This window comes from Actinomadura alba (genome assembly GCF_014323705.1).
Classification (GTDB): Bacteria; Actinomycetota; Actinomycetes; order Streptosporangiales; family Streptosporangiaceae; genus Actinomadura_C; species Actinomadura_C alba.
The window spans coordinates 149460-173019 of sequence record NZ_JABVEC010000002.1 but is presented as its reverse complement, the minus strand read 5'-3'; the positions used below and the strand labels follow the sequence as shown (position 1 = coordinate 173019).

General features: G+C 68.5%; 28 protein-coding genes. 12 read left to right on the top strand and 16 right to left on the bottom strand.

Annotated features, from left to right (window positions below):
- Positions 1–215: 215 nt before the first annotated feature.
- Positions 216–728, bottom strand: a complete 513-nt coding sequence (locus tag HKK74_RS03920; RefSeq protein WP_187241655.1) for a DUF6879 family protein — start codon at positions 726–728, stop codon at positions 216–218.
- Between the two features lie 288 nt (positions 729–1016).
- Between HKK74_RS03920 and HKK74_RS03915 the strand changes: the two genes are divergently transcribed.
- A complete protein-coding gene (locus HKK74_RS03915) occupies positions 1017–1481 on the top strand; it encodes a hypothetical protein (RefSeq protein ID WP_187241654.1) in 465 nt (154 codons plus the stop codon).
- A 115-nt stretch (positions 1482–1596) separates the two neighbouring features.
- Here the strand turns inward: HKK74_RS03915 and HKK74_RS41790 are convergent, their stop codons facing one another.
- The gene (locus HKK74_RS41790; RefSeq protein WP_376771509.1) at positions 1597–1803 is read right to left on the bottom strand and encodes a type II toxin-antitoxin system HicA family toxin; all 207 of its coding nucleotides are present in this window, start codon (positions 1801–1803) and stop codon (positions 1597–1599) included.
- 66 nt (positions 1804–1869) lie between these two features.
- On the opposite strand from HKK74_RS41790, the gene HKK74_RS03905 reads away from it, so the two are divergent.
- Positions 1870–2805, top strand: a complete 936-nt coding sequence (locus HKK74_RS03905) for an aldo-keto reductase family protein (RefSeq protein WP_187241999.1) — start codon at positions 1870–1872, stop codon at positions 2803–2805.
- Here the strand turns inward: HKK74_RS03905 and HKK74_RS03900 are convergent.
- Positions 2786–3622, bottom strand: a complete 837-nt coding sequence (locus tag HKK74_RS03900) for an aminoglycoside phosphotransferase (protein ID WP_222721839.1) — start codon at positions 3620–3622, stop codon at positions 2786–2788. The two genes, HKK74_RS03905 and HKK74_RS03900, sit on opposite strands and share 20 nt — an antisense overlap.
- A gap of 380 nt (positions 3623–4002) precedes the next feature.
- Here HKK74_RS03900 and HKK74_RS03895 point away from each other — a divergent pair, with 380 nt between their 5' ends.
- Positions 4003–4230, top strand: coding sequence for a hypothetical protein (locus tag HKK74_RS03895; protein WP_187241653.1), 228 nt, complete (start codon positions 4003–4005; stop codon positions 4228–4230).
- Between the two features lie 236 nt (positions 4231–4466).
- Here the strand turns inward: HKK74_RS03895 and HKK74_RS03890 are convergent, their stop codons facing one another.
- Together HKK74_RS03890 and HKK74_RS03885 are read right to left on the bottom strand one after the other, a co-directional pair.
- Positions 4467–4739 (bottom strand): DUF397 domain-containing protein, encoded by a 273-nt coding sequence (locus tag HKK74_RS03890; RefSeq protein WP_187241652.1) that lies wholly within the window; start codon positions 4737–4739, stop codon positions 4467–4469.
- On the bottom strand, positions 4736–5545 hold the full coding sequence (locus HKK74_RS03885) for a helix-turn-helix domain-containing protein (protein ID WP_187241651.1): 810 nt from the start codon (positions 5543–5545) through the stop codon (positions 4736–4738). The genes HKK74_RS03890 and HKK74_RS03885 overlap by 4 nt, the downstream gene beginning before the upstream one ends.
- Before the next feature lie 150 nt (positions 5546–5695).
- Here HKK74_RS03885 and HKK74_RS03880 point away from each other — a divergent pair, with 150 nt between their 5' ends.
- The 3 genes from HKK74_RS03880 (at position 5696) to HKK74_RS03870 (ending at position 7462) form a co-directional block, all read left to right on the top strand.
- Positions 5696–5950, top strand: a complete 255-nt coding sequence (locus tag HKK74_RS03880) for a hypothetical protein (protein WP_187241650.1) — start codon at positions 5696–5698, stop codon at positions 5948–5950.
- A gap of 101 nt (positions 5951–6051) precedes the next feature.
- On the top strand, positions 6052–6507 hold the full coding sequence (locus tag HKK74_RS03875; RefSeq protein WP_187241649.1) for a hypothetical protein: 456 nt from the start codon (positions 6052–6054) through the stop codon (positions 6505–6507).
- A 58-nt stretch (positions 6508–6565) separates the two neighbouring features.
- Complete coding sequence (locus HKK74_RS03870; RefSeq protein WP_187241648.1) at positions 6566–7462, top strand: DUF1963 domain-containing protein; 897 nt, start codon at positions 6566–6568, stop codon at positions 7460–7462.
- A gap of 86 nt (positions 7463–7548) precedes the next feature.
- On the opposite strand, the gene dhaM is transcribed toward HKK74_RS03870, so the two are convergent.
- Positions 7549–7965, bottom strand: a complete 417-nt coding sequence (gene dhaM / locus HKK74_RS03865) for a dihydroxyacetone kinase phosphoryl donor subunit DhaM (protein ID WP_187241647.1) — start codon at positions 7963–7965, stop codon at positions 7549–7551.
- A gap of 350 nt (positions 7966–8315) precedes the next feature.
- Here dhaM and HKK74_RS03860 point away from each other — a divergent pair, with 350 nt between their 5' ends.
- The gene (locus HKK74_RS03860; protein WP_187241646.1) at positions 8316–8906 is read left to right on the top strand and encodes a hypothetical protein; all 591 of its coding nucleotides are present in this window, start codon (positions 8316–8318) and stop codon (positions 8904–8906) included.
- Positions 8907–8922: 16 nt separating this feature from the next.
- Here HKK74_RS03860 and dhaL read toward each other — a convergent pair whose 3' ends face one another.
- From dhaL to HKK74_RS03845, 3 genes are all read right to left on the bottom strand, one after another.
- Positions 8923–9558 (bottom strand): dihydroxyacetone kinase subunit DhaL, encoded by a 636-nt coding sequence (dhaL, locus tag HKK74_RS03855; protein ID WP_187241645.1) that lies wholly within the window; start codon positions 9556–9558, stop codon positions 8923–8925.
- The gene (dhaK, locus tag HKK74_RS03850; RefSeq protein ID WP_187241644.1) at positions 9558–10553 is read right to left on the bottom strand and encodes a dihydroxyacetone kinase subunit DhaK; all 996 of its coding nucleotides are present in this window, start codon (positions 10551–10553) and stop codon (positions 9558–9560) included. Before dhaK ends, dhaL begins: the two co-directional genes overlap by 1 nt.
- A gap of 117 nt (positions 10554–10670) precedes the next feature.
- Positions 10671–13076, bottom strand: coding sequence for a DUF7617 domain-containing protein (locus HKK74_RS03845; protein WP_222721838.1), 2406 nt, complete (start codon positions 13074–13076; stop codon positions 10671–10673).
- 1013 nt (positions 13077–14089) lie between these two features.
- Between HKK74_RS03845 and HKK74_RS03840 the strand changes: the two genes are divergently transcribed.
- From HKK74_RS03840 to HKK74_RS03830, 3 genes are all read left to right on the top strand, one after another.
- A complete protein-coding gene (locus HKK74_RS03840; RefSeq protein ID WP_222721837.1) occupies positions 14090–15028 on the top strand; it encodes a nucleoside hydrolase in 939 nt (312 codons plus the stop codon).
- 66 nt (positions 15029–15094) lie between these two features.
- Complete coding sequence (locus HKK74_RS03835) at positions 15095–15502, top strand: hypothetical protein (RefSeq protein WP_187241642.1); 408 nt, start codon at positions 15095–15097, stop codon at positions 15500–15502.
- Positions 15503–15721: 219 nt separating this feature from the next.
- Positions 15722–16174: an SRPBCC family protein gene (locus HKK74_RS03830; protein ID WP_187241641.1), complete on the top strand. Its 453-nt coding sequence runs from the start codon at positions 15722–15724 to the stop codon at positions 16172–16174.
- 51 nt (positions 16175–16225) lie between these two features.
- Here the strand turns inward: HKK74_RS03830 and HKK74_RS03825 are convergent, their stop codons facing one another.
- From HKK74_RS03825 to HKK74_RS03815, 3 genes are all read right to left on the bottom strand, one after another.
- Positions 16226–16747: a MarR family winged helix-turn-helix transcriptional regulator gene (locus HKK74_RS03825; protein WP_187241640.1), complete on the bottom strand. Its 522-nt coding sequence runs from the start codon at positions 16745–16747 to the stop codon at positions 16226–16228.
- A 143-nt stretch (positions 16748–16890) separates the two neighbouring features.
- On the bottom strand, positions 16891–18522 hold the full coding sequence (locus tag HKK74_RS03820) for an MDR family MFS transporter (protein ID WP_187241639.1): 1632 nt from the start codon (positions 18520–18522) through the stop codon (positions 16891–16893).
- Positions 18522–19004, bottom strand: a complete 483-nt coding sequence (locus tag HKK74_RS03815; RefSeq protein ID WP_187241638.1) for a MarR family winged helix-turn-helix transcriptional regulator — start codon at positions 19002–19004, stop codon at positions 18522–18524. The genes HKK74_RS03820 and HKK74_RS03815 overlap by 1 nt, the downstream gene beginning before the upstream one ends.
- 108 nt (positions 19005–19112) lie before the next feature.
- Here HKK74_RS03815 and HKK74_RS03810 point away from each other — a divergent pair, with 108 nt between their 5' ends.
- Positions 19113–19415 carry an ArsR/SmtB family transcription factor gene (locus HKK74_RS03810; RefSeq protein ID WP_187241637.1) on the top strand — a complete coding sequence of 101 codons (303 nt, stop codon included), beginning with the start codon at positions 19113–19115 and terminating at the stop codon, positions 19413–19415.
- A 17-nt stretch (positions 19416–19432) separates the two neighbouring features.
- A complete protein-coding gene (locus HKK74_RS03805; protein ID WP_222721836.1) occupies positions 19433–19633 on the top strand; it encodes a YbaK/EbsC family protein in 201 nt (66 codons plus the stop codon).
- A 15-nt stretch (positions 19634–19648) separates the two neighbouring features.
- Here HKK74_RS03805 and HKK74_RS03800 read toward each other — a convergent pair whose 3' ends face one another.
- The 4 genes from HKK74_RS03800 to HKK74_RS03785 all read right to left on the bottom strand — a co-directional run bounded on the left by HKK74_RS03800 (position 19649) and on the right by HKK74_RS03785 (position 23406).
- Positions 19649–20161 carry a hypothetical protein gene (locus HKK74_RS03800; protein WP_187241636.1) on the bottom strand — a complete coding sequence of 171 codons (513 nt, stop codon included), beginning with the start codon at positions 20159–20161 and terminating at the stop codon, positions 19649–19651.
- Positions 20158–21429, bottom strand: a complete 1272-nt coding sequence (locus HKK74_RS03795; RefSeq protein WP_187241635.1) for an outer membrane protein assembly factor BamB family protein — start codon at positions 21427–21429, stop codon at positions 20158–20160. Before HKK74_RS03795 ends, HKK74_RS03800 begins: the two co-directional genes overlap by 4 nt.
- A gap of 119 nt (positions 21430–21548) precedes the next feature.
- Positions 21549–22178: a LuxR C-terminal-related transcriptional regulator gene (locus HKK74_RS03790; RefSeq protein WP_187241634.1), complete on the bottom strand. Its 630-nt coding sequence runs from the start codon at positions 22176–22178 to the stop codon at positions 21549–21551.
- A gap of 52 nt (positions 22179–22230) precedes the next feature.
- The gene (locus HKK74_RS03785; RefSeq protein WP_187241633.1) at positions 22231–23406 is read right to left on the bottom strand and encodes an ATP-binding protein; all 1176 of its coding nucleotides are present in this window, start codon (positions 23404–23406) and stop codon (positions 22231–22233) included.
- Positions 23407–23560 lie beyond the last annotated feature (154 nt).

The following is a 23560-nucleotide window of genomic DNA, read 5'->3' as shown; positions in this document are numbered from 1 at the left end:
CGTACGCCTCTCCCACCGACGGCCCGTTCCACCAGTTCGATGCTCGTGCCTGTGTGCTGCGCGCCGGGCGGCCAGGGTGATGGCTCCTTCCTCGGGGACGAGCCGGGCGATCATGACCAATGAGCCGTTTCCGCGGAAACGCCCACGGCTCCTCGTCTTCGTGATGCCCGGCCTCTGTGAAGGGTGCCCGTCACAGGTTGCTGATCTGCGCGGTCTCAGGCGGGCCGGTAGTCTTCATGGTCGATGCCGCGTTCCCACACGCCTTCAAACGCCGCCGCGCAGAGTTTTACCACCGCTGGGTCGGTCACCGCCTCGATCCCTGTCCACTCACCGTCGCCGGTGAAGTGATTGAACACGACCTGATCGTCCAGCAGCCAGAAGTCGTTGCCGGGCAACGCAAGCTCTGAAGCGCGCCGCCGGGGCAGCCATCGCACCCGTTCGCCGGCCGCGAGGTTGGTCGCAGGCGTCGCCTCGTACTCATACCTGACGTAGTCGCTGATCGGTTCGGACACGATGCGAGCACGCCACACGTCTGCCCCCTGCTGGATCACCGAACGAACCACGGAGTGCCACGCGCTGTCAGCCGCGCTACGGTCGTACGGTTCGCCGGCCTTCCACGCGGCGAAGGCCGGTGACGTGCCCGCGTAGCTGTCGCGCATCTCCAAGTGCCAGGCCCTCCGCCGGGCCGAGCGAAGCAGGTCATCGAACGTCCGTGCCGTCTCCGTCACCGTTCACCTCCGGGAAGAACTGCATCATTCGCAGCGGGAGCTCAATTGCGGTCTCGTGGTCCGGGATGGCCATCTGGGCAGCCGATGAGCTCCGGGCGATGCTTCCCTCCGAGCCGGTGGACGTTTCGGCAACTGGAGCGGCTCGCTGCGTTCGTCTACGGCTACCGCTCAGTGATCGGATGCGGGTCTACGCCCACGCAATCCACGAGGCGGACTTGGCAGCGGCCGAGGGTGCCCTGGTTGGTCACCCACCGGGCGCCGACACTATGCAGGTATGCGAATAGCCGGATGCGGCGCTGGCGCCGGTCCGACAACAGCGACCTGACGTATCACGTCGGCGACAGTGCGAGCATGCTCTGCTTCTATCAAACCTGGTGCCGCGTGCTCCTCGCCCTTCACGATGGCAATAGCGAACAGCAGGTCGTCGCTTACAGCGACCGCAACCATGAGCGCATCCTCGTAGCGGGGATCCAGTTGGTCTCCGAGCCATCCAAGAGTGTCCGACGGGACCGCGCATACGTAAACGACTTCACCCAGTTTGTTTCTTGGTGCCTCAAGAAGACCATGAGCCTGTTCCGGAATCCGAAGTGCGGCGCCGATCCGTTCGTATACGACTTCTCGCTCGGCGCGATGTTCATCCGCCGCCAGACGGGTCACCAGTTCACCACCAGCAACGTCGTGGTGGCGTTCGTGATGCTCGATCACAGTGAATGGGCCAGCGTGATCGAAATGAAATTCCAGAACTTCCTCTAGCTCTTCGTGGATGTTTCCCAACGTTGGCCGGCCGAACACGAGCCCCGGTGCTTGTGGAGACGTGACGTACACGTTGCGGTCGCCCTCCCCTGGGCGCACGAACAGGTGGATGGTCTCAGTCATCGCCGTTCACCACCTTCAACGCCTCATCAACGTCAAGCCCAACCTGCTTCACCAGTATGTCTCGTACGACGCCAGGGGCAAGACTCACCCCATCGTGAAACGCGAAGGTCAACGATGGTCTTCCCTCCGCTTCCAGCCGACAGTGAGAGCCCCTCCGCCTGACCTCTTCGTACCCAAGGCTGCGCAGCACACGCAACATCCGCCGTCTATCGAGGGATGGGAAGGGGTTCGACACGTCTTCCTTTGTACCGAGGTACGACCTGGCATGGGGACGGTTCGGGAAGTTCTTGCTCACCTCTACCAAGAGGAGATCGAGAGCCTCGCCGTGGTCGGTCGCCGTGTCTTCGCGTCGCTGCGAAGAATTCGAAGACTGGCCGCACGCCCGCGAACCTGTGCGGGTCACGCCGCGGAGTCGTCCCGAAGTCGGTTCAAGAACGCGCTCCCCAGCACGACCCACTCCCCGTCACCGCGGATCGCCTCGACGGTCCGGCCGTCCAGGTTCGGCTCGTTAGTGGCCGCCCTCGGCCTGCTGGCCGAGTTCACCGTGTCTACGAAAGTCGGGGTCTTCACCGGCGGCAATCACTCACTCGACCCGGCGCGCCTGCGCCAGGCCATCGAGCAGAGCTGTATCGACCTCCGCCACCCGCCTGGCCTCGTGCTGCTGCACAACCCCGAAACGTCCCTCGAACGGCTCGACGATACTCGCGCCCCCGACGCCCTGGCCGAGGCTTGCGGCGTGCTCATCAACGCCGTGAGCACGGGCCTGTGCGGCGGATGGGGAATCTCCACCTGGAGCCCCCGGCCGGTCCTGGCGGCGGTCACGCCGCTGCGGCCCGATGTTCTCATGACCAGGGCCGGGCTCACCGTCGGAGCCCCGGTTCTCACCCTTATCGAGGAGCTGGCCGGACGGCTCGACTCTTGTGCCTTGTGGGGGATGAGCCCGTTCGGAGGTGACGCCACCGACCCGGCCTGGCGGGAGGTGAACGCTTGGCAGTTCCTGCGGCAGGGGCCTGACTGCACCGACCTGCAGGCGGTCTTCCGGACGGCCTACGCGCTGCCGGAGATCGAACGGGTCGCCGTCGGCACCGGCGACCCCAGCCACCTACGGGCGCTCGTCGAGGCGACCGGCCTGGAGATCGACCGGGAAACGGTCGCGGCCTACCGGGACCTGCTCGCCACCGCTAGGCCGGCAGCTCGCTGAGCAACCGTTTACCGGCCTCGATCGCGGGGCCGGTGAACGGCATCTCCCTGCCGCTTCGGCGAAACGCCCGCTCGACGTTCGCGCAGAACAGAAGCTGCGCGAGCCGTCCGCTCCGGGTGGCGAGGTCGTCGGCGAACTCGGCCAGGACACGGTCGGCAAGCGCGGGCACACCGAGAGAAAACCCCCAGAGGGTCGCCGCATCCAGCCCGCGCGGCCCAGCCCCCCAGTCCTCCCAGTCGAGCAGCCAGCAGTCCGGCGCGGTCAGGTTCCCCCAATGCAGGTCGGCGTGCGCGGTCGTCCACTCCTCGACCACGGTGGCGACCTCGCCGCCATAGACCTCGGCGATCCGCAGGGAGAGATGCTCCTGACCCATGCCGACCCTGCCGGTCGGGTGGGCGGCCAGAGCCGTCAGGGACGTTTTCAGCGACACCCACCATGCATCGGAGAGGCCAGGGTCCGCGGTCGGTGTTCCGTTCGGCGCCACCGCCTTCGAGCCTATGAGGGTCAGCTCTTCAGCTTTCCACACCACATCCCGGTCCTGGTCCGCCCAGCGCATCGACCGAAGCAGCTCCGGACGGGCGACGCCGCGTAGCACCGAGGCGGCCTCAGCTCCGGTCCACGCCTGCTCGGCCAGCCGCCAGCGGGGTCGCCACTGGACCCGGAGCCAGGTCCCCTCACTCGTGGCATAGCCTGCCGTATCACCGTCATTGCCGTAGGCGACGGTGCTCAGGTCGAGGCTGAGTTCCAGCGCCCGTTCCACTTTGAAGACGATGCCGTCGGGGACGTGTTCGCGGAGGTCGAACATCTCGTCAGCCACCTGACGCATCACATCATGAGCGGCCAGGCGAAATCCTGAGGTTCCGCGTGATCGGCCGCTACGGGCAGATCGCCGCCGACCACCGCGGGGCGCCGGGCTCGGCGCTGACATGGCGGCGCTCACGTGTCGACACACGACGCGTGTGAACGCCGACGACACCTGACAGCCCTCACCCGTCCACTCTGTAGGGCGCTTGCGAGGCTTGAATAAGTTGATGTCGCTAAGTTCCGCAACAGATCGTAGTCTTTCGAGAACTTTCAGTTGTGGTCAACTCCCCCCACGAGTCAGCCACCATCGATACCGACACCGCCGGATTCTTCGCCGAGTTCACCGAGATGGGCTTGGGTGACACGACCACACGGAAGGCTTGGAGAGCACTGATGTCGACCCAGAACTACCGGTACGTGTCCCAGCTTCGTGCCGAGAGTGAGGCCAGAGGCGAGGCCAGAGGCGAGGCCAAGGCGGTGCTGCGCGTCCTCGACCGGCGCGGGATCCACGTGCCCTCCTCCGTTCGCGACCAGATCCTCTCCTGCGCCGACACTGCCGTTCTGGAGGGCTGGCTGGACCGCGCGCTCACCATTACCTCGATCGAGGACCTCTTCGACTGATCCACCGATTCTCCACGGGATCTTAGAGAGCCTCTGAGTACCACTCGGGCGACCGACTGCGTGAAAGCATCCGAAGCGGTGAAACAGGCAGCGCGTGTGTCGAGGTCACATGCAGTGGAGGCCCGATAAGACCACCGCTCGCGGCGGCACAAGCCGATGAAGCAGGAAGCCATCGAGGTGCCGCAGAGCCCGTGCGGCACCGGCGAAGATCCCCGGGCTTCAGCCCGGGAAGCGGGTCAACGGTCGTAACGTCCCGTGCGAATCTCCCCCACGAACGTCCGGAACGCGGAACGGCCGAACGCCAGCATCGGGCCGTCCACGTCCTTGGAGTCCCGCACGGCGATCATTCGAGAAAGGTCTGCGATCTCAACACAGGCACCGCCAGAGGAGCCGCTGTAGCTGCTCTTGTGCCATGGCACGGCACCGACTTCAACGCAGTCGCCGTGTGATGAATCGCTGTAGCTGCTCTTACGCCAATGAATTGCCGACAGGTTGTCCAGGGTGCTCACGCGTCAGCCTCCATGATCAAGCGAATCAGGTTCTCAGATTCTTCCGCAGACAGCGCGGCGGACCTGATCACGTTAAACAGTACGGTCAGCCTATGTACGTCATGGGCGTCAGTGAGCATCCGTCCATGACCTCCCGCCCCCTCAATATAGGCGACGTCTGGCGAGGTGTTGAAGCCGAGCAGTTGGAAGCCACTGGACTCGTAGACGGGGGCATGCACCGGGAGAACCTGGACGGAGACATTGTGCTGAGCGATCACGTCCAAGAATCGCTTGCACTGCCCTGTACGTGTCTCCGGCCGGAGGTCACGGATGACCGACTCTCCGACGAGTAGGAACATCCACGGCGGGTCGGGCTTGGTGAGGATCGCTTGCCGTGCCAGTCTGATCGCCAACATTTCCTCTGCCTTGTCCGGGTGCTGTCCGGCACTCAGCACTCGGCGAGCGCAATCCTCTGTCTGGACGAGACCGGGGATCAGGATCGGCGCGAAAATGCTGATCTCCGTCGCCTCTTGCTCGGCCTCGGCGAGTGGCCTGAACCCGGTCGGGATGAGGCGCCGTTTGCGCAGGTCATTGAACTTCTCCCAGATGCGGTGGAAGGTTCCGCCGGTCTTGAAATAGGTGTCGAGGTCTCGGGCGAAGTCTGGAGACGGCGGCTTCTCGCAGTTCTCCACCTTGGCGATCCATTGGGGAGAACAGCCCAGCGCCTCCGCCAGCCTGTTGCGGGACAGGTCGGCCGCTTCACGCCGAGCCCGCAACTCGGCGGCGAAGGTTTCCAGAAGCGGGTCCGGATTCTGTCGGGGTGCCATCGGGGTCCTCCCGGTTGCCATCACCTTGATCGGCGGTGCTTCCTGCCGGAGCGGGGGGTCGTCTGGGGGTTCGAAGGTTCGTAGCCGAGCGTAGTCACTCCTGTGATTCTGGTCACCGCGAATAGACCACAGTGGTGAGGAATTCGGAATATGAGCGACCAGGAATGCGAACGACTCCAGCGGCAGCACCCGGACTGGCGGGTGTGGCGAGCGGACGGCGGATCATGGCTGGCCACCCGGCGCGGGCGACGGCTGACGGAGGCCCAGACGCACTCCGGCCTCGCCGCCACCCTGATGGAGGACACCGCCGAGGAACTGCGCGTGGCGCTGCTCGGCCAGGCACGGATCGAGGGCACAGCCGACGTGGACGAGCGGCCGACGGTCCGGAGACTGGTCCCCCCGTGATCCTCTGGTCAGATCCGCCACTGTGGCCGATCCCCAGAAACGCGAGTGAGCCGGACGAGCACGTCGGCTTGCTCACCCCCGGTCCTTATCGGGGCAGCCGGATGGATGACGTCGTACGGCCCGGCCACCGCCGGAGCAACGAGACCGCCGGGCCGTACGACCCCCAGGACCGGCCCCAGGACCGGCGCGGCGGTGCGGTCGAGACCCCCGCCCCCGAGGAAACCTCCCGTACCGCCGCGCCTCCCCGCTCGGACCACAGGACGACGCCGCCGGCCGCCGGGCAGCACCTGACCGACCGGGCCATCACCGCCAAGGAGACCCTCGTGACACCCCCCACCTATCGACTCAGCGTCCAGGAGCATCAGGCACTCGCCCTCGCCCAGCGACTCCGCCACCAGATCGGCAACTGGATCGCCCGGCGCGGGATCATCACCGCCGACGTCGGCGTATCCCCCTACGTCGACCTCGCCGACCAGCCCAGCGTCGTCATCCGCATGAACGCCAGCGCCGCCCAGGCTCTCCTGCACCATCTCGGCGAACCCCAGCACACCTCTTGAAGGAGCCGATCGGGCGAAGATCGAAGAATCTGTCGGTGTCGTCTACTTGGATCGGCCTATGGACTACGAGAGTTCTCTGGCCGAGATCCGGGAGTTGTGCCTTGAGCACTTGGGGGAGCGTCTGGGGCCGCAGATGGCCGCGCTGGCCAAGCGGGGGGTCGTGCTCAAGCCTGCGACTGACGAGGCCCCGCCGACCGGTCGCTGCCAGGCGCGTGGCGCGGCGCTGTTGGAGCCGGGAACCCCCTGGCCGGAAAATAGGGTGGGTGTGCCGCTCAGTCCGGTCGCCGTGCTGGACACCGACGAGTTCGTCCCGTGGCTCGGCGATGAACTGCCTTCTCGGCTTGGCTTGGTCAACATCTTCAGCGTGGAGCCGGACCCTCAGTACGACGGGGATCCCCGGTACACCGAGACGCTGGAGCGGTACCGGAAATGGGGCGACAGGTGCGACACCGACCTGGACTGCCAGATCATCCTCGCCGATCCGGAGTGTGCCGTGGAGGTACCTGCACCGCCACCGGCCAGCACCTTCGAACGGCGCCCTTTGCACGCCGCCCCGGTCATCACCCTGCCGTCTGTCGCCGGCGAGATGGCAGACCCGGTACTGAAGACCTTCGACTACCGCGCAGAGCCCGAGTTCGATGAAGATGACTGGCTGCCTCCCCGTGAACGGTTCATCCAGGAGCCGTTCCGCGAGGTCTGGTACGACTACTGCCGGAGCAGGCAGGGATTTCGCAACGAGGAGGGCTGGTTCCGTCCTGACCAGGCGTTCGGATGGCCGTATATCGACAGCTGGCTGATGGAGGAGAAGGAAGAGGAGTACACGCACCTCCTCACGCTCTCGGGGGATGTTCTCTGGCCCTATGGGGATGGTTTCGGGCGCGTCATGGTACCCGCGAGCGCGCTCAGCACTGGCGAGTTTGCGAACGTGGCGTATGAAACGGACGGATTGCACTGAGCGGGTCGAAAACCCAGTAACAGCCGTTGACGCCGAGAATCAACGGGAACGGACATCCAGGCTCGTCACGTAGCGGCGGTGCCTGATCAGGACTTCCGGAAGTCGTACGCCTCTCCCGCCGCCGCCACGACGGTCGCGAGATCGGCGCCGCCGGCCGCCGTCGCCACGGCCGCGACCGCGCCCTCGACAAGCGGGGCGTCCGCGAGCACAACCTCCTGGGTCCCTATTGCCTCATCGGCCTCACAGTCGGCCACAAAGCTCTTGGCGGTCAGCACGGAGCTGCCGACATCGGCGAGGAGGACGACACCGGCTCCGGAGTCGGCCGCGCGCACCGCCTGTTCCACGAGTTCGATGCTGGTCCCGAGCCCGCCCGAGGCATCGCCTCCGGCCGGTTCGATCAGCACTCGGCCGCCCCCCAGCTCACGCGCCAGTTCCACGACCCCTTCGGCCAGCATCCGGCTGTGTGAGATGACGACTATGCCCACGGTGCCCCTTGTGTCCATCGGCTCCCTTTCTGTCGTGCTCGACTAAAGTCTGACATCGATGTAAGGGTGAGAGTGTCGGCCGAGCACCAGCGATGGCGTGCCGGGATGCTCCGTATGGATATTGCCCAGAAAATCGGAAGGATCAGCCGCATAACCGAAATGCATCTCCAGCCGCATAGAGCCATGTCTCTGCAAGGAACGATTAATCTTGCAGCCGCGAATCTGTTCAATGCCGGCCTGGCCGTGGTTTGCTTTTCCCGAATTCCCATCCGCGGACCGGTGAATAGCGTGACGGCCTGCAGTGGCCGTAGCCGCTTGGAACACTCGCCGATCACGGCATATCAGAATAGCCGACAAGGAGATCGCTCATGTTCACAAGACCATTGCGTTTCCTGCCCATGGGCCTGGCGGCAGGCTCGCTGTTGGCCGCCATGGCCCTGTCCGTCCCGACATCCGCATCCGCATCCCCGGCGGGAAGCGCGCGTGCGGGCGTCGTGACCGCGCTCGGCTACAACAGCACGGACTGGAAATACCGCCAGGTGCCGAACACAACGGACGAACCCCTGTTCTACGAGCGGAGCTTCGACGACAGCGGCTGGCGGACCGCACAGGAGGGCTTCGGCACCACCAACGGCACGTGCTCCTGGAACAACTCCACCAATGTCAAGACCCCCTGGGCTGTGAATACCGACATGCTGGTGCGCCACTGGGTCCACATACCGCGGGACGCTCAGGAGGTCCGCATCCAAGGGACAGTGGACAACGACGCGCGTGTCTACTTCAACGGTCACCTCTTGCAAACCGCATTGAGCGGCAAATGCGCCGCCGGTGCGATCGACGTCGTCGTTCCGGCGAAGTACCTGGACTGCTGCAACCTGCTCGCCATCCGTGGCCATGACTACGGCCTGGCGACCTACTTGAACGTCCAGGTGACCTACCTCAAGCCGGCTGCCGCCTAACGCGCCGACCGACACGTCAGCGGGTTCCCGCGGCCGCGTCGGCGAGTGCCCGCATGAGGAGCACGGTCGACGCGGCCCCGGGATCCTCGTGGCCGATGCTGCGCGTGCCGAGATAGCTGGCCCGGCCCTTGCGCGCCTGCAACGGCACCGTCGCTACGGCGCCGTGCGCCGCCGCCTCTGCGGCCGCCTCAGCGCAGGCCGCGGGATCCCCGTGCCGGCGCAGCGCCTGCTCATAGGCGTCCACCGCCGGGGCCAGTGCGTCGACCATGGTCTTGTCGCCCATTGCGGCCTGACCGAGCCCCTGAATGCCGTCGAGTGCGGCGCGCAGCGCGGCGCCGAGGGCGGCCTCGTCCACATCCGGGGCATCGCCCAGCGCCTTGCCGGCCGCACGCAGCGCGCCCCCGTAGAGGGGCCCGGAGGCTCCCCCGGTCTTGGACACGATGGCCCGTCCGGCCGCGATGAGGACCTTTCCCGGCACCGTGTCGTCGGGCAGCGCGGGCAGCGCGGCCACGGCGGCGGAGAACCCCCGATTGAGATTCAGGCCGTGGTCGCCGTCGCCGATCGCCGCGTCGAGCCTGGTCAGCCGCTCCGAGTCCGCCTCGATCAGTTCGGCCGCCCGGCGGAGCCAGCCCGCGAAGAACGCCGCGTCCATCAACGGCCCCAGCGCAGCGCGGGCGTCTCCACCGGCGCGTCCCAGAGCCGGCGCAGCTCCGGCGTGAGCCGGCAGACGGTGATCATGCAGCCGGCCATCTCGAGGCTGGTGACGTAGTCGCCGACCAGCGACCTCGCGACCGTCACTCCATGGCCCTCGAACCAGTTCGCGGCGGCGGCGTACGCGATGTACTGCTCGATCAGCGGAGTGCCGCCCATCCCGTTGACCAGCACCAGCACCTCGGCGCCGTCCAGCGGCATGTCCGTGTGGATGGCGGCGAGCGCCGCGTTGACGATCTCGTCGGCGGTGGCCAGTTCGGCGCGTTCCCGGCCCGGCTCGCCGTGGATCCCGATGCCGAGCTCCATCTCGTCCTCGCCGAGCGTGAACGTCGGCTCTCCAGCGGCCGGAACCGTGCACGAAGAGAGCGCCACGCCGAACGAGCGGGTGCGCTCGTTGACCTCGCGGGCGGCGGCCGCCACCTCGGTGAGACCGGCTCCGGCCTCGGCCAGCGCGCCGGCGATCTTCTCGACGAACAGGGTCGCGCCGGTGCCGCGCCGGCCGGCCGTGAAGGTGCTGTCCTGCACCGCGACATCGTCGTCCACGACCACCGAGGCGACCTCGATGTCGTCGTCCTCGGCGAGCTCGGCGGCCATCTTGAAGTTCAGGACGTCGCCGGTGTAGTTCTTCACGATGTGCAGCACGCCCTGGCCGCCGTCGACGGCGGCCGTGGCGGCCAGGATCTGGTCGGGTACGGGAGAGGTGAAGACCTCACCGGGACAGGCGGCGTCGAGCATGCCGAACCCGACGAATCCGGCGTGCAGCGGTTCGTGGCCGGACCCGCCCCCGGACACCAGTCCCACCTTTCCCGTACGCGGCGCGTCGGCCCGTACGACGACCCGGGCCTCCAGGTCGACGCGCAGCGAAGGGTGCGCCGCGGCCAGGCCGCGCAGCGCGTCGGAGACGACATCGGCTGGGTTGTTGATGAGTTTCCTCATGGATCTCTCGTACTCCCGTTCGCCGCCGAAATCCAGCCCCCTCTCACGAAGCTCGCCGCCGTGCCCACCGTATGACGGCGCCCGCGGGTACCCACGGGCGCCGTCATATTGCGGTCGTTACTTATTCAGGATGCACAGCACGAGGCCGCAGGCGATCGCGGACGACGGCTTCGTGGTGGTGGGCGATGTGCCGTGCGGTGAGTTCACCGGCTTGAAGGACGCGGTGACCGTGTTCTTCAGCGGAAGGACCAGCAGGAACGTCGAGCAGTAGAACTGCTTGCTCTGGTTCGCCGCCAGGGTGAAGGTCCCGGCGGCGTTCTCACAGGACGGTGCCACATGATCGTCCAGGGTGGCCTTCTCGATGCCGACGGGCCCGGCGTTGGTCACCGTTATCCGCCAGTAGGCGGTGCCGAGCACGCCCAACAGGCCCACCGGTGTCTCTTTGACCCATTTCCCGCCGCCGCCAGGGCCGCACTTGCTCGCCAGTGTCGAGGCGCAGACCTCCTTGTTCACGGTGACCTTGGGCTGGCAGAGCGGGCCGGGGGCGACCTTCAGGTTCACGGTGTTGGAGGTCAGGGCACCGGTGGAGTCGGAGCCGGTGGCGGTGTTGGACACGGAGGTGACCGTGCACTTCTCGCTGATCGTCGTCTTGAAGCAGACCTGCGGCGGGTCGCCGTCGAAGGTGACGACCAGTTCCGGCCGGTTGTCCCCGGTGAAGTCGCCACCGTCGTTCAACACCAGGTGGACTTCGACACTGATGCTCGGATGCGCGGCGACGGAGACCCCGGACAGGTCGACGGTCCCGTCGGCGGCGAGACCCGGGGTGGTGATGGTGGCCCCGTCCGTGCCGGTCACCTTCACCGTGGACTGGCCGAGATGGACGTTGGCCATGTCAATGTTCGCCAGGCGCGCGTTCCGGTAGCCCTGTACGTGCCCCGTGCCCCCGTCGCAGTAGAAGTTCGACGGGGTCAGTCGCACGGCGGAACCGCTGCGCAAGCAGGGGGACTTGCCCGTGGCCGGGTCGAGCGAGAACAGCACGCCGGCATCGCCGAGCCCGAACATGCACTCGGTGGTCGCGTCCCAGGCGTAGCCGTAGTCGCGGGTCTGCCCGCCGTTGACGTTCGGATGGGTGGCGATGGCCGGGAATCCGGTGCACGGCGCCGCGGCGGTCCAGTCGTAGCACACGGCCGCGCCGGGGACGGAACCTCCCCAGATCGCGAAGTAGCTGCGCCGGTGTCCGTCGCCGCCGGTGAACGTCTCGGGGTTGAACACCAGCACGCCGGCGGGCACCGACCCGAACGCGTTCGGCGCGGCCAGCGCCGAACCGTCGATGGTGAAGCAGCCGGTCTGCACAGGGCCGCTGGTGAGGGTGGCGCATGCGCCGACGGCCGCACCTGCGGTGTCGTAGGCGGTGTAGGCGCTGTAGGTGTACTGACCGACGGCACCGACAGTGCGCGGGGTGTTCCATCCGGCGCAGGAGTCCTGAGTGGCGGGATCGAAGCAACCGAGCGCGGTCGGATGCGCACCGGTAGAGGAACTCAGCGGCGACGACGAGGCGAAGACCTTGCCGCCGGCAACCGTCATGGAACCCTGGTAGTCGATGTGGCCGGCGCCGGGCTGATCGTTGTTGGGCGTGACGACCGGGTCGTACGGCTGCCCGGCGCACGGGGTGCGGGACGCCATGTCCAGGCACAGCAACTGCCCGGTCGTGGCGACGCCGTACAGGTCGCCGCCCGTCTCCACCAAACCGGCCAGGCCGTTGACGCTCGACGGCGAGCCGCCCCTGTTCACCAGCGGGAAGAACCCGCAGTTGGCGCGGGCGGCCATGTCCAGGCAGCCCACCCCGGCGGCGCTCGCGGACAGGGCCGCGTAGTAGACCACGCCGGGCCGGTCGGGGTCGAGAACGTACTGCGGGGTGAGCGTGGTCGAGATGTCCGAGGTGGCGCCGGATCCGAGGGGGCCCGCGGCCGTGTTCAGCGGCTTCGGCCATGGCCCCCCGGAGCACAACTGCCCGGTCGACAGATCCGTGCAGACGAGCACCGCCGCGGGGGCGTTGGAGTGGTGGAAGGTGCTCCACGCCTCGACCCGGCCGTTCCCGCGGTACAGGATGGGGGTGAAGCCATCGCCTCCCGTCGCGGCGTTGACGGCCCGAACCGGCGGGAGCAGGGGCGACCCCAGGTCGGTACCGCCCTGACGAGCCGAGGGATGGCTCGCCCGCACGGCTGTCGTCGCCGTTCCGGTGTCGGTGTCCTGGAACGTGTTCCCATCCGTGGACCATGACGGCGTCCAGCCCGGCGGGACCCTGAGCGAGTCGGGCACGTACGTCTGGGCGTTGGGATCGATCGCGTCGGTGATCGTCGCCGGCGCGGGGCTCTCCGAGCCGTTGCCCGTGTAGCCGACCACCCAGTTGATCACGTCACTGTGATCGGCCGGGTCGGAGCCCGGGTGGGTCACGTTCTGCGCGCTCTTCTGCAGGGCCGAAACGTCTGCCGCGGGTGCCGACGTGGCCGCCAATCCGATCATCGCCCCCATTATGAGCATTCCGGTAGTCGTTAACGAACCCATCCGCAATGCTTTCCGGGAAAGATATCTCCGCATCTCCAGCTCTTTCTGCCCTACACCCGGCAGGGCCGTCTGTGACGTCGTCGAATAGGACACGGCGTCTGCAGATCCTAAAAGATCATGCTTTACCTCCGCTCCATCCTCGGCGGTGATACGACACGGCGAGTTGTGCACAGATATGCAGACAGTTCGGGACCATAAGGAAATGTCGTAGGCTCCGCAGTATCCGGCGGGGATAGGAGTTCCTTGCCGTTCCCCGCGTCAACGCCCGTAAGGAGGAACGGCAACCGAAGCGGCATACCATACGTTTGGCCGGAGTCGGCCGAAGGGTTGGGGTTCGGGGGGGTGGCGGCTTTACTTGGGTGGCGCACCCGAGGTCCGGGCGTCGGACGGGAGGAAAGGCGGCTCGGTGGCGTCGCCACAGATTCGGCGCATCGTGAGCGCCACTCTCCGCCCGATATCAGTGCTTTAATTCAGGCCGATACTCGAGTTATTGTCACTGGTGCCGGCAGGCCAGAATTTCGCGCTCTCCGCTGCCTTTTCGGCGCCGGTCGCCAGAGATTCCGAAAGCCGTCTCGACGGAGCCGTCACGCTCTTCCTCCTCGTCACCGGCGAGAATTCGAACGCGCGGCATCTCCCGACGTCGCGAAATCCGGTGGACCCGCCGGGTCGTCCTGCTGCACTCCCACGGTGCGGGCACGCGACCGCAGGCGCGTCGCATGCGCCCTTCCGAGTGTTCGAGGACGCCGTCCGGCAGACGGGTCTCGGCCGGCCGGTCCCGCGACCGTGCTTCGCCTCCCCCGCGCTCGCGTGGGCCGAGACCGTGCGCTCGCAGCGGACCCCGCCGCGCCCCTCGGCGCTTGGCACACCGGTCCACGGCTCGTCTGACAGCGCACCCCATGCCGTTTGCACGGATAAACAGAGATCATCCCTAAGATGGCGATGTCATCAGCGTGTCGATGTGAGAGGAAGCGATGCGCAAGATTCTGCTGGACTGTGACACGGGCATCGACGACGCCGTCACCCTTCTGTATCTCGCGTCGCTGGTCAAGGCGGGCGAGGCCGAGCTGGTGGGCGTGGGAACGGTGCACGGAAACGTCGACCCGGCGACGGGCGCGCTCAACACTCTGCGCATCTTCGAGATGACCGGGATCGAGAACGTGCCAGTGGCCGTGGGCGCCGGCCGCCCGATGGCACAGGACGTGCATTTCGCCCACGACTGGCACGGCACCGACGGGCTCGGGGAGACGCACCTGCCCGTCCCCGCCGCCACCCCGGACGGGATCTCGGCACCGGAGCAGATCGTCCGGCTGGCCAAGGCGCACCCCGGAGAGCTGACGCTGGTCGCCATCGGCCCGCTCACCAACCTCGGCATCGCCCTGCTGCTCGAGCCCGAGCTCCCCGAACTGCTGCGGGAGGTCGTGATCATGGGCGGCGCCTTCGACCACCCCGGCAACATCACCGCGCACGCCGAGGCCAACATCTGGCACGACCCCGAGGCCGCCGACCTCGTCTTCGCGGCCGACTGGCCCATCGTGCTGGTCCCCCTGGACGCCACGCACCCGACGGCGGTGGGCGACGAGTGGCTGAACCGGCTCGCGCAGGGGGAATCGGACGTCGCGCGCTTCGCCGTCCGCATCCTGGAGTTCTACGTCAACGCCTACACCGCCACGATGAAGCGGCGCGGCTGCATCATCCACGACGCGCTCGCCGCCATGATCGCCGTCGACCCGTCACTGGGCCGGTACGAGGAGCGCCCGGTGCGCGTCGAACTGCGGGGCGAGCTGACCCGCGGCGCGACCATGTGGGACGCGCGGTCACTGCCCGCCGAGGACGCCCGCCGCACCGTGAAGGTCGTCGTCGGCAGCGACGTGACCTCCTTTCAGGAGCGCCTTCTCGCTACGTTGCTCTGACGACCGCCCCACACTCCTGAGATGCGCTTGTCCCGACTCAGCAGCCCGGGGAAATGGAGTGCGGTAATGCCGCAGAAGACGCCACAGGAGAAGAAACGGCTGAGCTACACCAAGGATCGGCGCCCCAACTACGGCAACAGCGACAAGGCCGCACGCACGTCGGTCCCCGCCAGGAAACGGCAGGTGAATCGCGCGAACCGGCATCGTGCTCAGCAGGACCTGCTCGCCGCCACGGGCCGGCCTGACGCCGAGACGGCGTACGCTGCCGAAGAGCGCCTTGCGTCCCGCCGGCCGAAGACCTGGAAGAAGTGGCCTGATCTGCCGCTCGGGATATGGGTCGAGGGCGTTCTCGAGCGCCGAGCCGGTCGAGACGAGGGCGATTCGGCCGACGGAGAGCGACTCGACCGGGTCCGGCGGCGACTGCGCCGCCCGCGAAGGTCCCCTGAGGATCGCACGATCCCGTTCCCCTACTGACGCCTTCGGCCGGCGCGGCTGCGTCATCCACGACGCGCTCGCCCGCCGCCATGATCGCCGTCAACCCGTCACTGAGCCGCTACGAGCAGCGCGCTGCCCGCCGAGTACGCCCGCCGCACCGTGAAGGTCGTCGTCGGCGGCGACTTGACCTCCTTTCAGGAGCGCCTTCTCGCTACGTTGCTCTGAGGATCGCCGCACCCGGCCCCCAGGGAGAGCACCGTGCCGTACAGCATCGACGTCAGCGCGACCTCGTCGGCCCCGCCCGAGATCGTCTTCGGCCATCTCGCCAAGGCCGTGACCTGGGCCGACTGGGGCGGTTTTCCCTTCAAGTCGACCCGGGAGCGGGCGGGCGAGGCGGACCCCGACGGGATCGGCTCGGTCCGGCGAGCCGGTCTGTTCCGTGAGGAGGTCGTGGCGTTCGACCCGCCGAGGCACTACGCGTACACGATGCTGGCCGGCGCCCCGGTCAGGGACTACCGGGCCGACGTGACCCTCGGGCCGGGCGCGGGCGGCACCGCGATCCGCTGGGAGGCGCGGTTCGAGCGGAAGATCCCGCTCACCGGCGTGCTCCTGCGGGCCGGGTTCACGGTGCTGCTCCGCCGCATGGCGCGCGGGCTGGCCCGCCACGCGGAGCGCTGCGGAACGGACTGCCCGGCCCACCGGCCCGTCTAAGGCCGGCGGCAGACCCACCGGGCCGCCTGAGGCCGGCGCCGGGCCGGCCAATCAGGCGCGGCCTCTCTCGCGGCCGGGCTCGGTCCAGGAGTCGGTCAGCGTGTTGAACCGGCCGAGCATCCGGGCCAGCAGCTCGACATCGCCCAGGTCCCACGTGCCGAGCATCGCCCGGAAGCGCTCCTGCCGGGCGGACCGGGCGCCGGCGAGCCGCTGCCGACCCTCGCCGGTGAGCACCAGCAGGTGCGCGCGGCCGTCGGCGGGATCGGGCTCGCGTTCGATCAGGCCGAGTTCCTCCAGCACCTTCAGCTGGCGGCTGATGGTGGCCTTGCCGACCCCGAAGTACTCGGTGAGATCGCTGGACCGCGCCGGCACGACCTCGTCGATCCGGATCAGCAGACTGTACGCGCCGGGCTCCAGCTCGGGGTGCACCTCCCGGCCCATCTCCGCCGAGAACGCCCGGGCCCGCCGCAGAAGAACGCCGAGCTGGTGCTCGACGGCGCAGTACGCCTCGTGTTCATCGGCGTGCTCGCCGGCGTGCTCACGCGTGACGGCCGTCACCTGGGCCTCGCTCATCGCTGCGTCTCCTCCTGATGCCCGTACGGACAACGATCATGCCTGGGGCGGGGCCTCCCCCCGCACCGCCTGGATGTCGAGTTCCACCTTCAGCGTGGCACCGATCAGGGAGATCCCGGCCTGCACGACCTGATTGAAGTTCATCACGAAGTCCTCACGGCGTGCCGTCCCCGCACCGCGGCGGGCGCGAGCGCGTCCGCCGGCACGCCCGCGTCCACTCCGGTCCGCAGCTGCTCGGCGTTGACCGTGCGCAGCGGCACCTCCTTGATGAACAGGATGGCGATCAACGCGAGGAGGGCGGCCGGCGCGGCATACAGGAACACGTTGCCGACCGCGTGGCCGAACGCGCTCTCGACGGCCAGCCGCACCGGGCCGGGCAATGTGGACGGGTCGGGCAACTCACGGCCGTCCCCGCCGCTCGGGAGGCCGAGGGCCGCGAGGTTCTCGCGCATGTAACGGGTGACGTCGGTGGCCAGCACCGCGCCGAGCGCCGAGACGCCGACCGCGCCGCCGAGCGTGCGGAAGAACGCGACCGTCGAGCTGGCCACTCCGAGCTCGCCGGGCCGGACCTGGTTCTGCACGGACAGGACGAGGTTCTGCATGGTCATGCCGATGCCGACACCGACGCAGAACATGTACGCCGCGGCCAGCCGGTAGTCGGTGTCGAACCGCAGCGTGCCCATCAGGCCGAAGCCGAGGGTGAGCAGGAGCCCACCGAGGACGAGGAAGACCTTCCAGCGTCCGGTGCGCGTGATGATTCGTCCAACGATGGTGGACGAGAGCGCCAGGCCGATGATCATCGGCAGCGTCATCACGCCGGCCTTCGTCGGCGACTCCCCGCGCGCGAGCTGGAAGTACTGGCTGAGGAACGTGGTCGCGCCGAACATCGCGATGCCGACCATGAGGCTGGCGACCACGGACAGGGCCAGCGTACGGATCCGGAAAAGGTGCAACGGGATGATCGGTTCCTTCGCCCTGACCTCCACGAGCAGGAAGAGCACCGAGAGGACCATGGCACCGCCGACCATCGCGCCGGTCTGCCAGGACAGCCACTCGTACCTGACGCCGGCGAACGACACCCACACGAGGATCAGCGAGACGGCGGCCGTGATCAGCGTCACGCCGGCCCAGTCCACCCTGACGGCGCGCTTGGCCACCGGCAGGTGGAGCGTCTTCTGCAGCACGATCAGCGCGATGACGGCGAAGGGCACCCCGACGTAGAAGCACCAGCGCCAGCCGAGCCACGACGTGTCGACGATGACCCCGCCGATGAGCGGGCCGCCGATCGTCGCGAGGGCGAAGACCGCGCCGAGATAGCCCGAGTAGCGACCGCGCTCGCGCGGCGAGATCATCACCGCCATGACCACCTGAGCGAGGGCCGTGAGGCCTCCGGCACCGATGCCCTGCACGACACGGGCGGCGATGAGCATCGCCGGGTTCTGCGCGACCCCGGCGATCGCCGAGCCGATGACGAAGATGATCAGGCCGAGCTGGACGAGCACCTTCTTGCTCATCAGGTCGGCGAGCTTGCCCCAGATCGGGGTCGACACCGTGGTCGCGAGCAGGGCCGCCGTGATGACCCAGGTGTAGGTGGTCTCGCCGGCGTGCAGATCCGAGATGATCGTGGGCAGCGCGTTCGACACGACGGTCGACGACAAGATCGCCACGAACATGCCGAGCAGCAGTCCGGACAGCGCTTCCATGATCTCCCGGTGTGTCATGGGGGCGGCCGGTTCGGGGACCTCCCGGGCCTCGGGAGACGCTGTGATGGCCATCAGTTTCCTTTCGCTCCCACGGTCGTGCGGGAGACCGGCGCGGCGGAGGGCCGGCGCGCGTCGAAGCTCGTACGGAGGCGGGCGAGAAGGCGGGTGAGCTCGGCGATCTCGTCACCGGTCCAGTCGTGCAGGGTCTCGGCGAGGACGCCGCGGGCCAGGGCGAAGGCCTCCTCCGCCGCCTGTTCACCATCCGGTGTGAGCCGGAGATACGAGGAGCGCCGGTCGTGGGGGTTCGGCGTGCGCTCGACCAGTCCGCGCTCCTCCAGATCCGCCACGTGCCGGCTCATGACCGACTGGTCGGTGCCGAACCGCTCGGACAGCTCGCTGACGCGCATCTCCCCGCACTGGGACAGCGTCCGCATGACGCTCAGGCCGGCGCCGGGGCTGCCGGGCGGCAGTTCGCCCTTGATCCTCTTGATCACCATGCTGGTCGCGCTGAGCTGGACCAGCAGCTCGCCGCAGCCGTCGTCGTTCGAGATCACGACCGCCTCCATCTAGTTGCCTTGGGCAACCATAAATCACTTAGTTGCCCTAGGCAACTTTCGGTCTGGTGATTTGACAGCTATCAAGGCAATTAGCAAACTACCTAAATGCTCTCGATCGGAGTGCTGAAGGCCCTGGCCAGCGAGCGGCGGCTGCAGATCCTGCAGTGGCTGAGAGACCCGGCCGCCCACTTCCCGCCGCAGACCGACGGCGACCTCGAACGCGACGGCGTGTGTGCGCTCTTCATCGCCAACAAGCTCGGCGTCAGCCAGCCCACCGCCGCCGAGCACCTGAAGATCCTCGCCCAGGCCGGCCTCATCGAGGGCAAGCGGATCAAGCAGTGGACGTTCTACCGCCGTGACGAGTCGCGCATCGACGAGATCAAACAGGCCTTCCGAGGGGACTGGTGACGGTGTACGGCCGCTGCGTGGCCGGCAGCGTCAGCGGCACTATCCTGCCGTTCTCGTTCGACCCGGAGCTGGAGTTGGTCGTCGACCCCGCGCTTCTGGACGGCGACGAGATCTTCTTCAACGCGGCCCGGCTGGACAGGTCGCTCGCGCTCGACGCCCGCGACTACACCGCGATCGCCCAGCCCCGCCTCGAGCCGATCGCCCAGACCGTGGCCTGAGCCGGACCGGCCCACTCAGCGTGACTCGAGCCTCTTCGCCACGGTCCGCGCCGCCTTCAGGAGGAACGGGTCGGACATCGAAGGCACGTCGTCGAAGACCACGATGTACCGGCCGGCCCGGACGACGAGCGAAGGCTGAAGGTTGATGTAGATCTCGTAGGCCTCGTCGCCAACGTTCGGTATCGCCTTCGCCTCCGTACCGGACGCGTCGAGCAGTTCGTCGGCCTGCTGCACTGTCGGCGCCACCCAGCCGATCCGCACCTCCGCTCCGCCGTCGACCTTGCAGCTCCAGCGGCGGATCGACGCCGAGCCGATGCGGAGCGGATCCGCCGGGAAGTTGTCGGGGTCGCGTGCCCAGAAGGCGCCCTTCAGAAGGGCACAGGCGTTGGGCCAGGCGCCGGGTCGTACCCCGCCGAGCCCGACCGGCGACGCGCCGCCGGCCGCGGCGTAGGCCGCCAGCCGGAGGCCGGTGTTCAGCAGCCTGGCCGTGTAGACCCGGTCTCCGACGACCCGCACACTGTGGATCACCGCGTGCTCGGCCTTGTCGGCCAGAAGCCGGGCTTCGGGAAGGGCAACGGAACGGTCGTCACCCGGGCGGCGGCCGGGTCGATGACGTCAAGCGCCGACGGCACCAGGCCGGGATCGAGGTCGAAGAGATCCTCGGCGTACTCGCCAAGCCACTTGCGCGACCCGTACACCCTGCCGCCGACGGTGACCAGTTCGCCGGCCTGGCGCTCCCACACGCGCCGTTCCAGCTTGCCGGTACGGGTGTCGACGAACCCGAGCCACGTCCTGGACCGGGAGTTCCTCGCGCCGTCACTGTCGTGGTAGCTCACGACGGCCCGGTCACCGGCCACCGCGAAACCGCCCGCGCTGACGCGCCGCGCGGACTCTCCCAGGATCTCCTTGCCGTCGGCCCCGATGAGGGAGAATCTCGGCGGGGAGGAACCGGGCCCTCTCCTGGTCAGCATCGTGATCCCACCCCGCACTGAACCCCCGGACAGCCGGCCGGCGAAAGCGGGTCGCTCCCACCGCACCGCCCCGGTCGCCGGGTCGAGGGCGTACAGGTCCTGGTCCGGGGCGCAGTTCGCGTTCAGTACGAGCAGGGATCCGTCGCCGTCGAGCGGGTCCGGGTCACAGGTGACACCGCGCGGAATGGTCCAGGTCCAGCGCTGCCTGCCGGTGCGGGTGTCCACCCCGACCAGGGTCTTCTTCGCGGCCTCGTCGCGGAGCACCGCGACGCCCGCCGACGCTGCCCGCACCGGCTCGTACCCGCCCACCGAACCGTCGTGGAGCGGGCGGAAACGATCCGCGCGCCACAGCACCCGACCGCTGACCGCGTCGAATCCGGTGGTGCGGAGGTCGGCCTTGTCGTCCGGGAGCTTGGCGCCGTTCACGCCGACGGCGACCGTGGTGACGACCAGCGCGTCGGCCGTCACCGCAAGACCGGCCAGATCCCGCGACCTCTCGTAGTAGTGCCACCGCGCCGCCCCGGTCCGGCCGTCGCGCACGTCCAGCCCGCGACCCGAGATCACCACGACCTGACCCGCGACGAAGTCGAAGGAGACCAACGGGTGCTGCGGCGGCCCGGCGGGCGCGGGGACATCGGCCTGCCAGACCCGCCGGAACGGCCCCGTCCCCGGGCCCGCGTCGCCGAACGGCTGCGCGGCGGCGGCGCTGGTCGAGTGGTCGGCCGGTGGGGCCGAGGGCTTCGGCGGCGCATCGGAGCCGCTGCATGCCGCGGTGGCGATCAACGAGCCGGCGAGCACGGCGACGAGCGTCTTGGGGAGCCTCAACCCGGACCTCCAGCGAGGGGAACGTCGAAACCACGCAGAACACTGACGTCGGGCGACCGGCCGTGGTTTCACCGTTCCAGTCCGGGCCGGCCCGGCGGCATCGGCGGGACGGACGAACGCTAGACCAGCCTGCGGGCGGCGGCCCAGCGGGACAGTTCGTGCCGGTTGGAGAGCTGCAGCTTCCGCAGGACGCTGGACACGTGCGTCTCCACCGTCTTCACCGAGATGAAGAGCTCCTTGGCGATCTCCTTGTAGGCGTAGCCCCGAGCGATCAGCCGCAGCACCTCACGCTCGCGCTGGGTGAGCTGGTCGAGCTCGGGGTCGACCGCCGGGACATCGGTCGCGGCGAAGGCGTCGAGCACGAACCCGGCGAGCCGGGGCGAGAACACCGCGTCGCCGTCGGCCACCCGGCCGATGGCGGCGGTCAGCTCGGGCCCTGAGATCGTCTTGGTCACATAACCGCGCGCGCCGCCGCGGACGACCCCGATGACGTCCTCGGCGGCGTCGGAGACCGACAGCGCGAGGAAACGCGCCGACGTCGCACCCTGGAGCCGCCGCAGCACCTCGATCCCGCCGCCGCCCGGCAGGTGCACGTCGAGCAGCACCACGTCCGGTTCCGTGCCGGAGATCACGGCGACCGCCTCGTCGACGTCGCCGGCCTCGCCGACCACCTCGATCGACTCGCCGAGCTCCGCCTTCACCCCGGTACGGAACATCTGGTGGTCGTCCACCAGGACCACACGTCTCATCAACCTGTTCTCCCTGCCCGCTCGGTGGCCGCCGCGCGCGTGACGGCCGCGGTCACGAGCGTTTCATCTCGAAGCGGACTTCGGTGCCGTCGCCGGGGGCGGTGCGCACCGTGGCCTTCCCGCCGTTGCGCTCCATGCGCCCGATGATGGACCCGCGCACGCCCATCCGGTCGGGCGGGATGGCGTCGAGGTCGAACCCCTTGCCCCGGTCGCGGACGAAGATCGCAACCTCCTCGCCCTCGACCTCGGCGAAGACCGATACCGACTCGGCTCCGGCGTACTTCGCGGCGTTGACCATCGCCTCGCGGGCGGCCTGCAGCATCGCGGCGAGCCGGTCGTCCAGCCGGCAGTCTCCCACGCACACGACCTCGATGGGCACCCCGTGATCGTCCTCCACCTCGCCCGCGAGCTTCTGCACGGCCGCGGCGAGCGTCTGGTCGGGGTCCGCGCGTGGCGCGTACAGCCAGCTGCGCAGTTCGCGCTCCTGTGACCTGGCCAGCCTCTGCACCTCACGCGGGTCGGCGGCGTTGCGCTGGATCAGCGTCAGCGTGTGCAGCACCGAGTCGTGGACATGCGCGGCGAGCTCAGCACGCTCCTGGGACCGGATCCGCTCCCGCCGCTCGGCGTCCAGGTCCTGCCAGAGCCGCAGGACCCACGGGGTGGCGATCATGGCGACTCCGGCCAGGATGACCACGGTGGCCACGAGGATCTGGCGCACCTCGTGCCCGCTCGCCTGGCCGGCGTCGAGCTGCTGGAAGACGAAGCCGCCGATCCCGGCGAGCACGAGGGCCATGCCGACCAGGCTGCGCAGCCACATGCGCCGCAGCGGCATGGTGGTCGTACGGACCCACCGCTGGCGCTGGTCGCGGTCGGCCTGCTGCCACAGGATGGCGCAGCCGATCCCGCAGACGAGGAGCGGCCACAGCGCGACCTGGGCCACCCCGCGCGACCACGTCACGGAGGAAAGCCCGGCGATCAGGGCGCCATAGGCGGCGAGCTGCAGCCAGTCGCGGCGCCCGGCCGGTTCTTCGCGCTGGGGCACGAGCACCCAGAACGCGGCGTACGCCGCCACACCCATGCCGCCGGCCACGGTCAGCAGCACGAACGCCAGCCGTACGATCAGCAGGTCGAGGCCGAGATGGTCGGCCAGACCCCGCGCGACACCCGCGAACAGGCGTCCGTCGGCCCGGCGGGTCAGCCGGGTGTCCGGCTGTGCGGCCTCCGTCATCGGTCTCCCTTGGTGTGCCTTCCGGCGGGCGTGGCCCGCCTTCTGAAGCGATGGTCACACGTATGGCGGGGCGGCGGTATCGGGGCGTCCCCCGAATCGACCGGCGCGAGGCCTCAGGGTCGTATCAGGGGTCTCCCTGATACCGCGTGGGAGT

What these genes read in the sequence shown, in the direction of transcription:
- HKK74_RS03915 (WP_187241654.1), top strand. Translation starts at nt 1,017, where the DNA reads ATGCGGCGCTGGCGCCGGTCCGACAACAGCGACCTGACGTATCACGTC.
- HKK74_RS41790 (WP_376771509.1), bottom strand. Translation starts at nt 1,803, where the DNA reads ATGTTGCGTGTGCTGCGCAGCCTTGGGTACGAAGAGGTCAGGCGGAGG.
- HKK74_RS03905 (WP_187241999.1), top strand. Translation starts at nt 1,870, where the DNA reads ATGGGGACGGTTCGGGAAGTTCTTGCTCACCTCTACCAAGAGGAGATC.
- HKK74_RS03895 (WP_187241653.1), top strand. Translation starts at nt 4,003, where the DNA reads ATGTCGACCCAGAACTACCGGTACGTGTCCCAGCTTCGTGCCGAGAGT.
- HKK74_RS03885 (WP_187241651.1), bottom strand. Translation starts at nt 5,545, where the DNA reads ATGGCACCCCGACAGAATCCGGACCCGCTTCTGGAAACCTTCGCCGCC.
- HKK74_RS03880 (WP_187241650.1), top strand. Translation starts at nt 5,696, where the DNA reads ATGAGCGACCAGGAATGCGAACGACTCCAGCGGCAGCACCCGGACTGG.
- HKK74_RS03875 (WP_187241649.1), top strand. Translation starts at nt 6,052, where the DNA reads ATGGATGACGTCGTACGGCCCGGCCACCGCCGGAGCAACGAGACCGCC.
- HKK74_RS03870 (WP_187241648.1), top strand. Translation starts at nt 6,566, where the DNA reads ATGGACTACGAGAGTTCTCTGGCCGAGATCCGGGAGTTGTGCCTTGAG.
- dhaM (WP_187241647.1), bottom strand. Translation starts at nt 7,965, where the DNA reads ATGGACACAAGGGGCACCGTGGGCATAGTCGTCATCTCACACAGCCGG.
- HKK74_RS03860 (WP_187241646.1), top strand. Translation starts at nt 8,316, where the DNA reads ATGTTCACAAGACCATTGCGTTTCCTGCCCATGGGCCTGGCGGCAGGC.
- dhaL (WP_187241645.1), bottom strand. Translation starts at nt 9,558, where the DNA reads ATGGACGCGGCGTTCTTCGCGGGCTGGCTCCGCCGGGCGGCCGAACTG.
- dhaK (WP_187241644.1), bottom strand. Translation starts at nt 10,553, where the DNA reads ATGAGGAAACTCATCAACAACCCAGCCGATGTCGTCTCCGACGCGCTG.
- HKK74_RS03845 (WP_222721838.1), bottom strand. Translation starts at nt 13,076, where the DNA reads ATGATCGGATTGGCGGCCACGTCGGCACCCGCGGCAGACGTTTCGGCC.
- HKK74_RS03840 (WP_222721837.1), top strand. Translation starts at nt 14,090, where the DNA reads ATGCGCAAGATTCTGCTGGACTGTGACACGGGCATCGACGACGCCGTC.
- HKK74_RS03835 (WP_187241642.1), top strand. Translation starts at nt 15,095, where the DNA reads ATGCCGCAGAAGACGCCACAGGAGAAGAAACGGCTGAGCTACACCAAG.
- HKK74_RS03825 (WP_187241640.1), bottom strand. Translation starts at nt 16,747, where the DNA reads ATGAGCGAGGCCCAGGTGACGGCCGTCACGCGTGAGCACGCCGGCGAG.
- HKK74_RS03820 (WP_187241639.1), bottom strand. Translation starts at nt 18,522, where the DNA reads ATGGCCATCACAGCGTCTCCCGAGGCCCGGGAGGTCCCCGAACCGGCC.
- HKK74_RS03810 (WP_187241637.1), top strand. Translation starts at nt 19,113, where the DNA reads ATGCTCTCGATCGGAGTGCTGAAGGCCCTGGCCAGCGAGCGGCGGCTG.
- HKK74_RS03790 (WP_187241634.1), bottom strand. Translation starts at nt 22,178, where the DNA reads ATGAGACGTGTGGTCCTGGTGGACGACCACCAGATGTTCCGTACCGGG.
- HKK74_RS03785 (WP_187241633.1), bottom strand. Translation starts at nt 23,406, where the DNA reads ATGACGGAGGCCGCACAGCCGGACACCCGGCTGACCCGCCGGGCCGAC.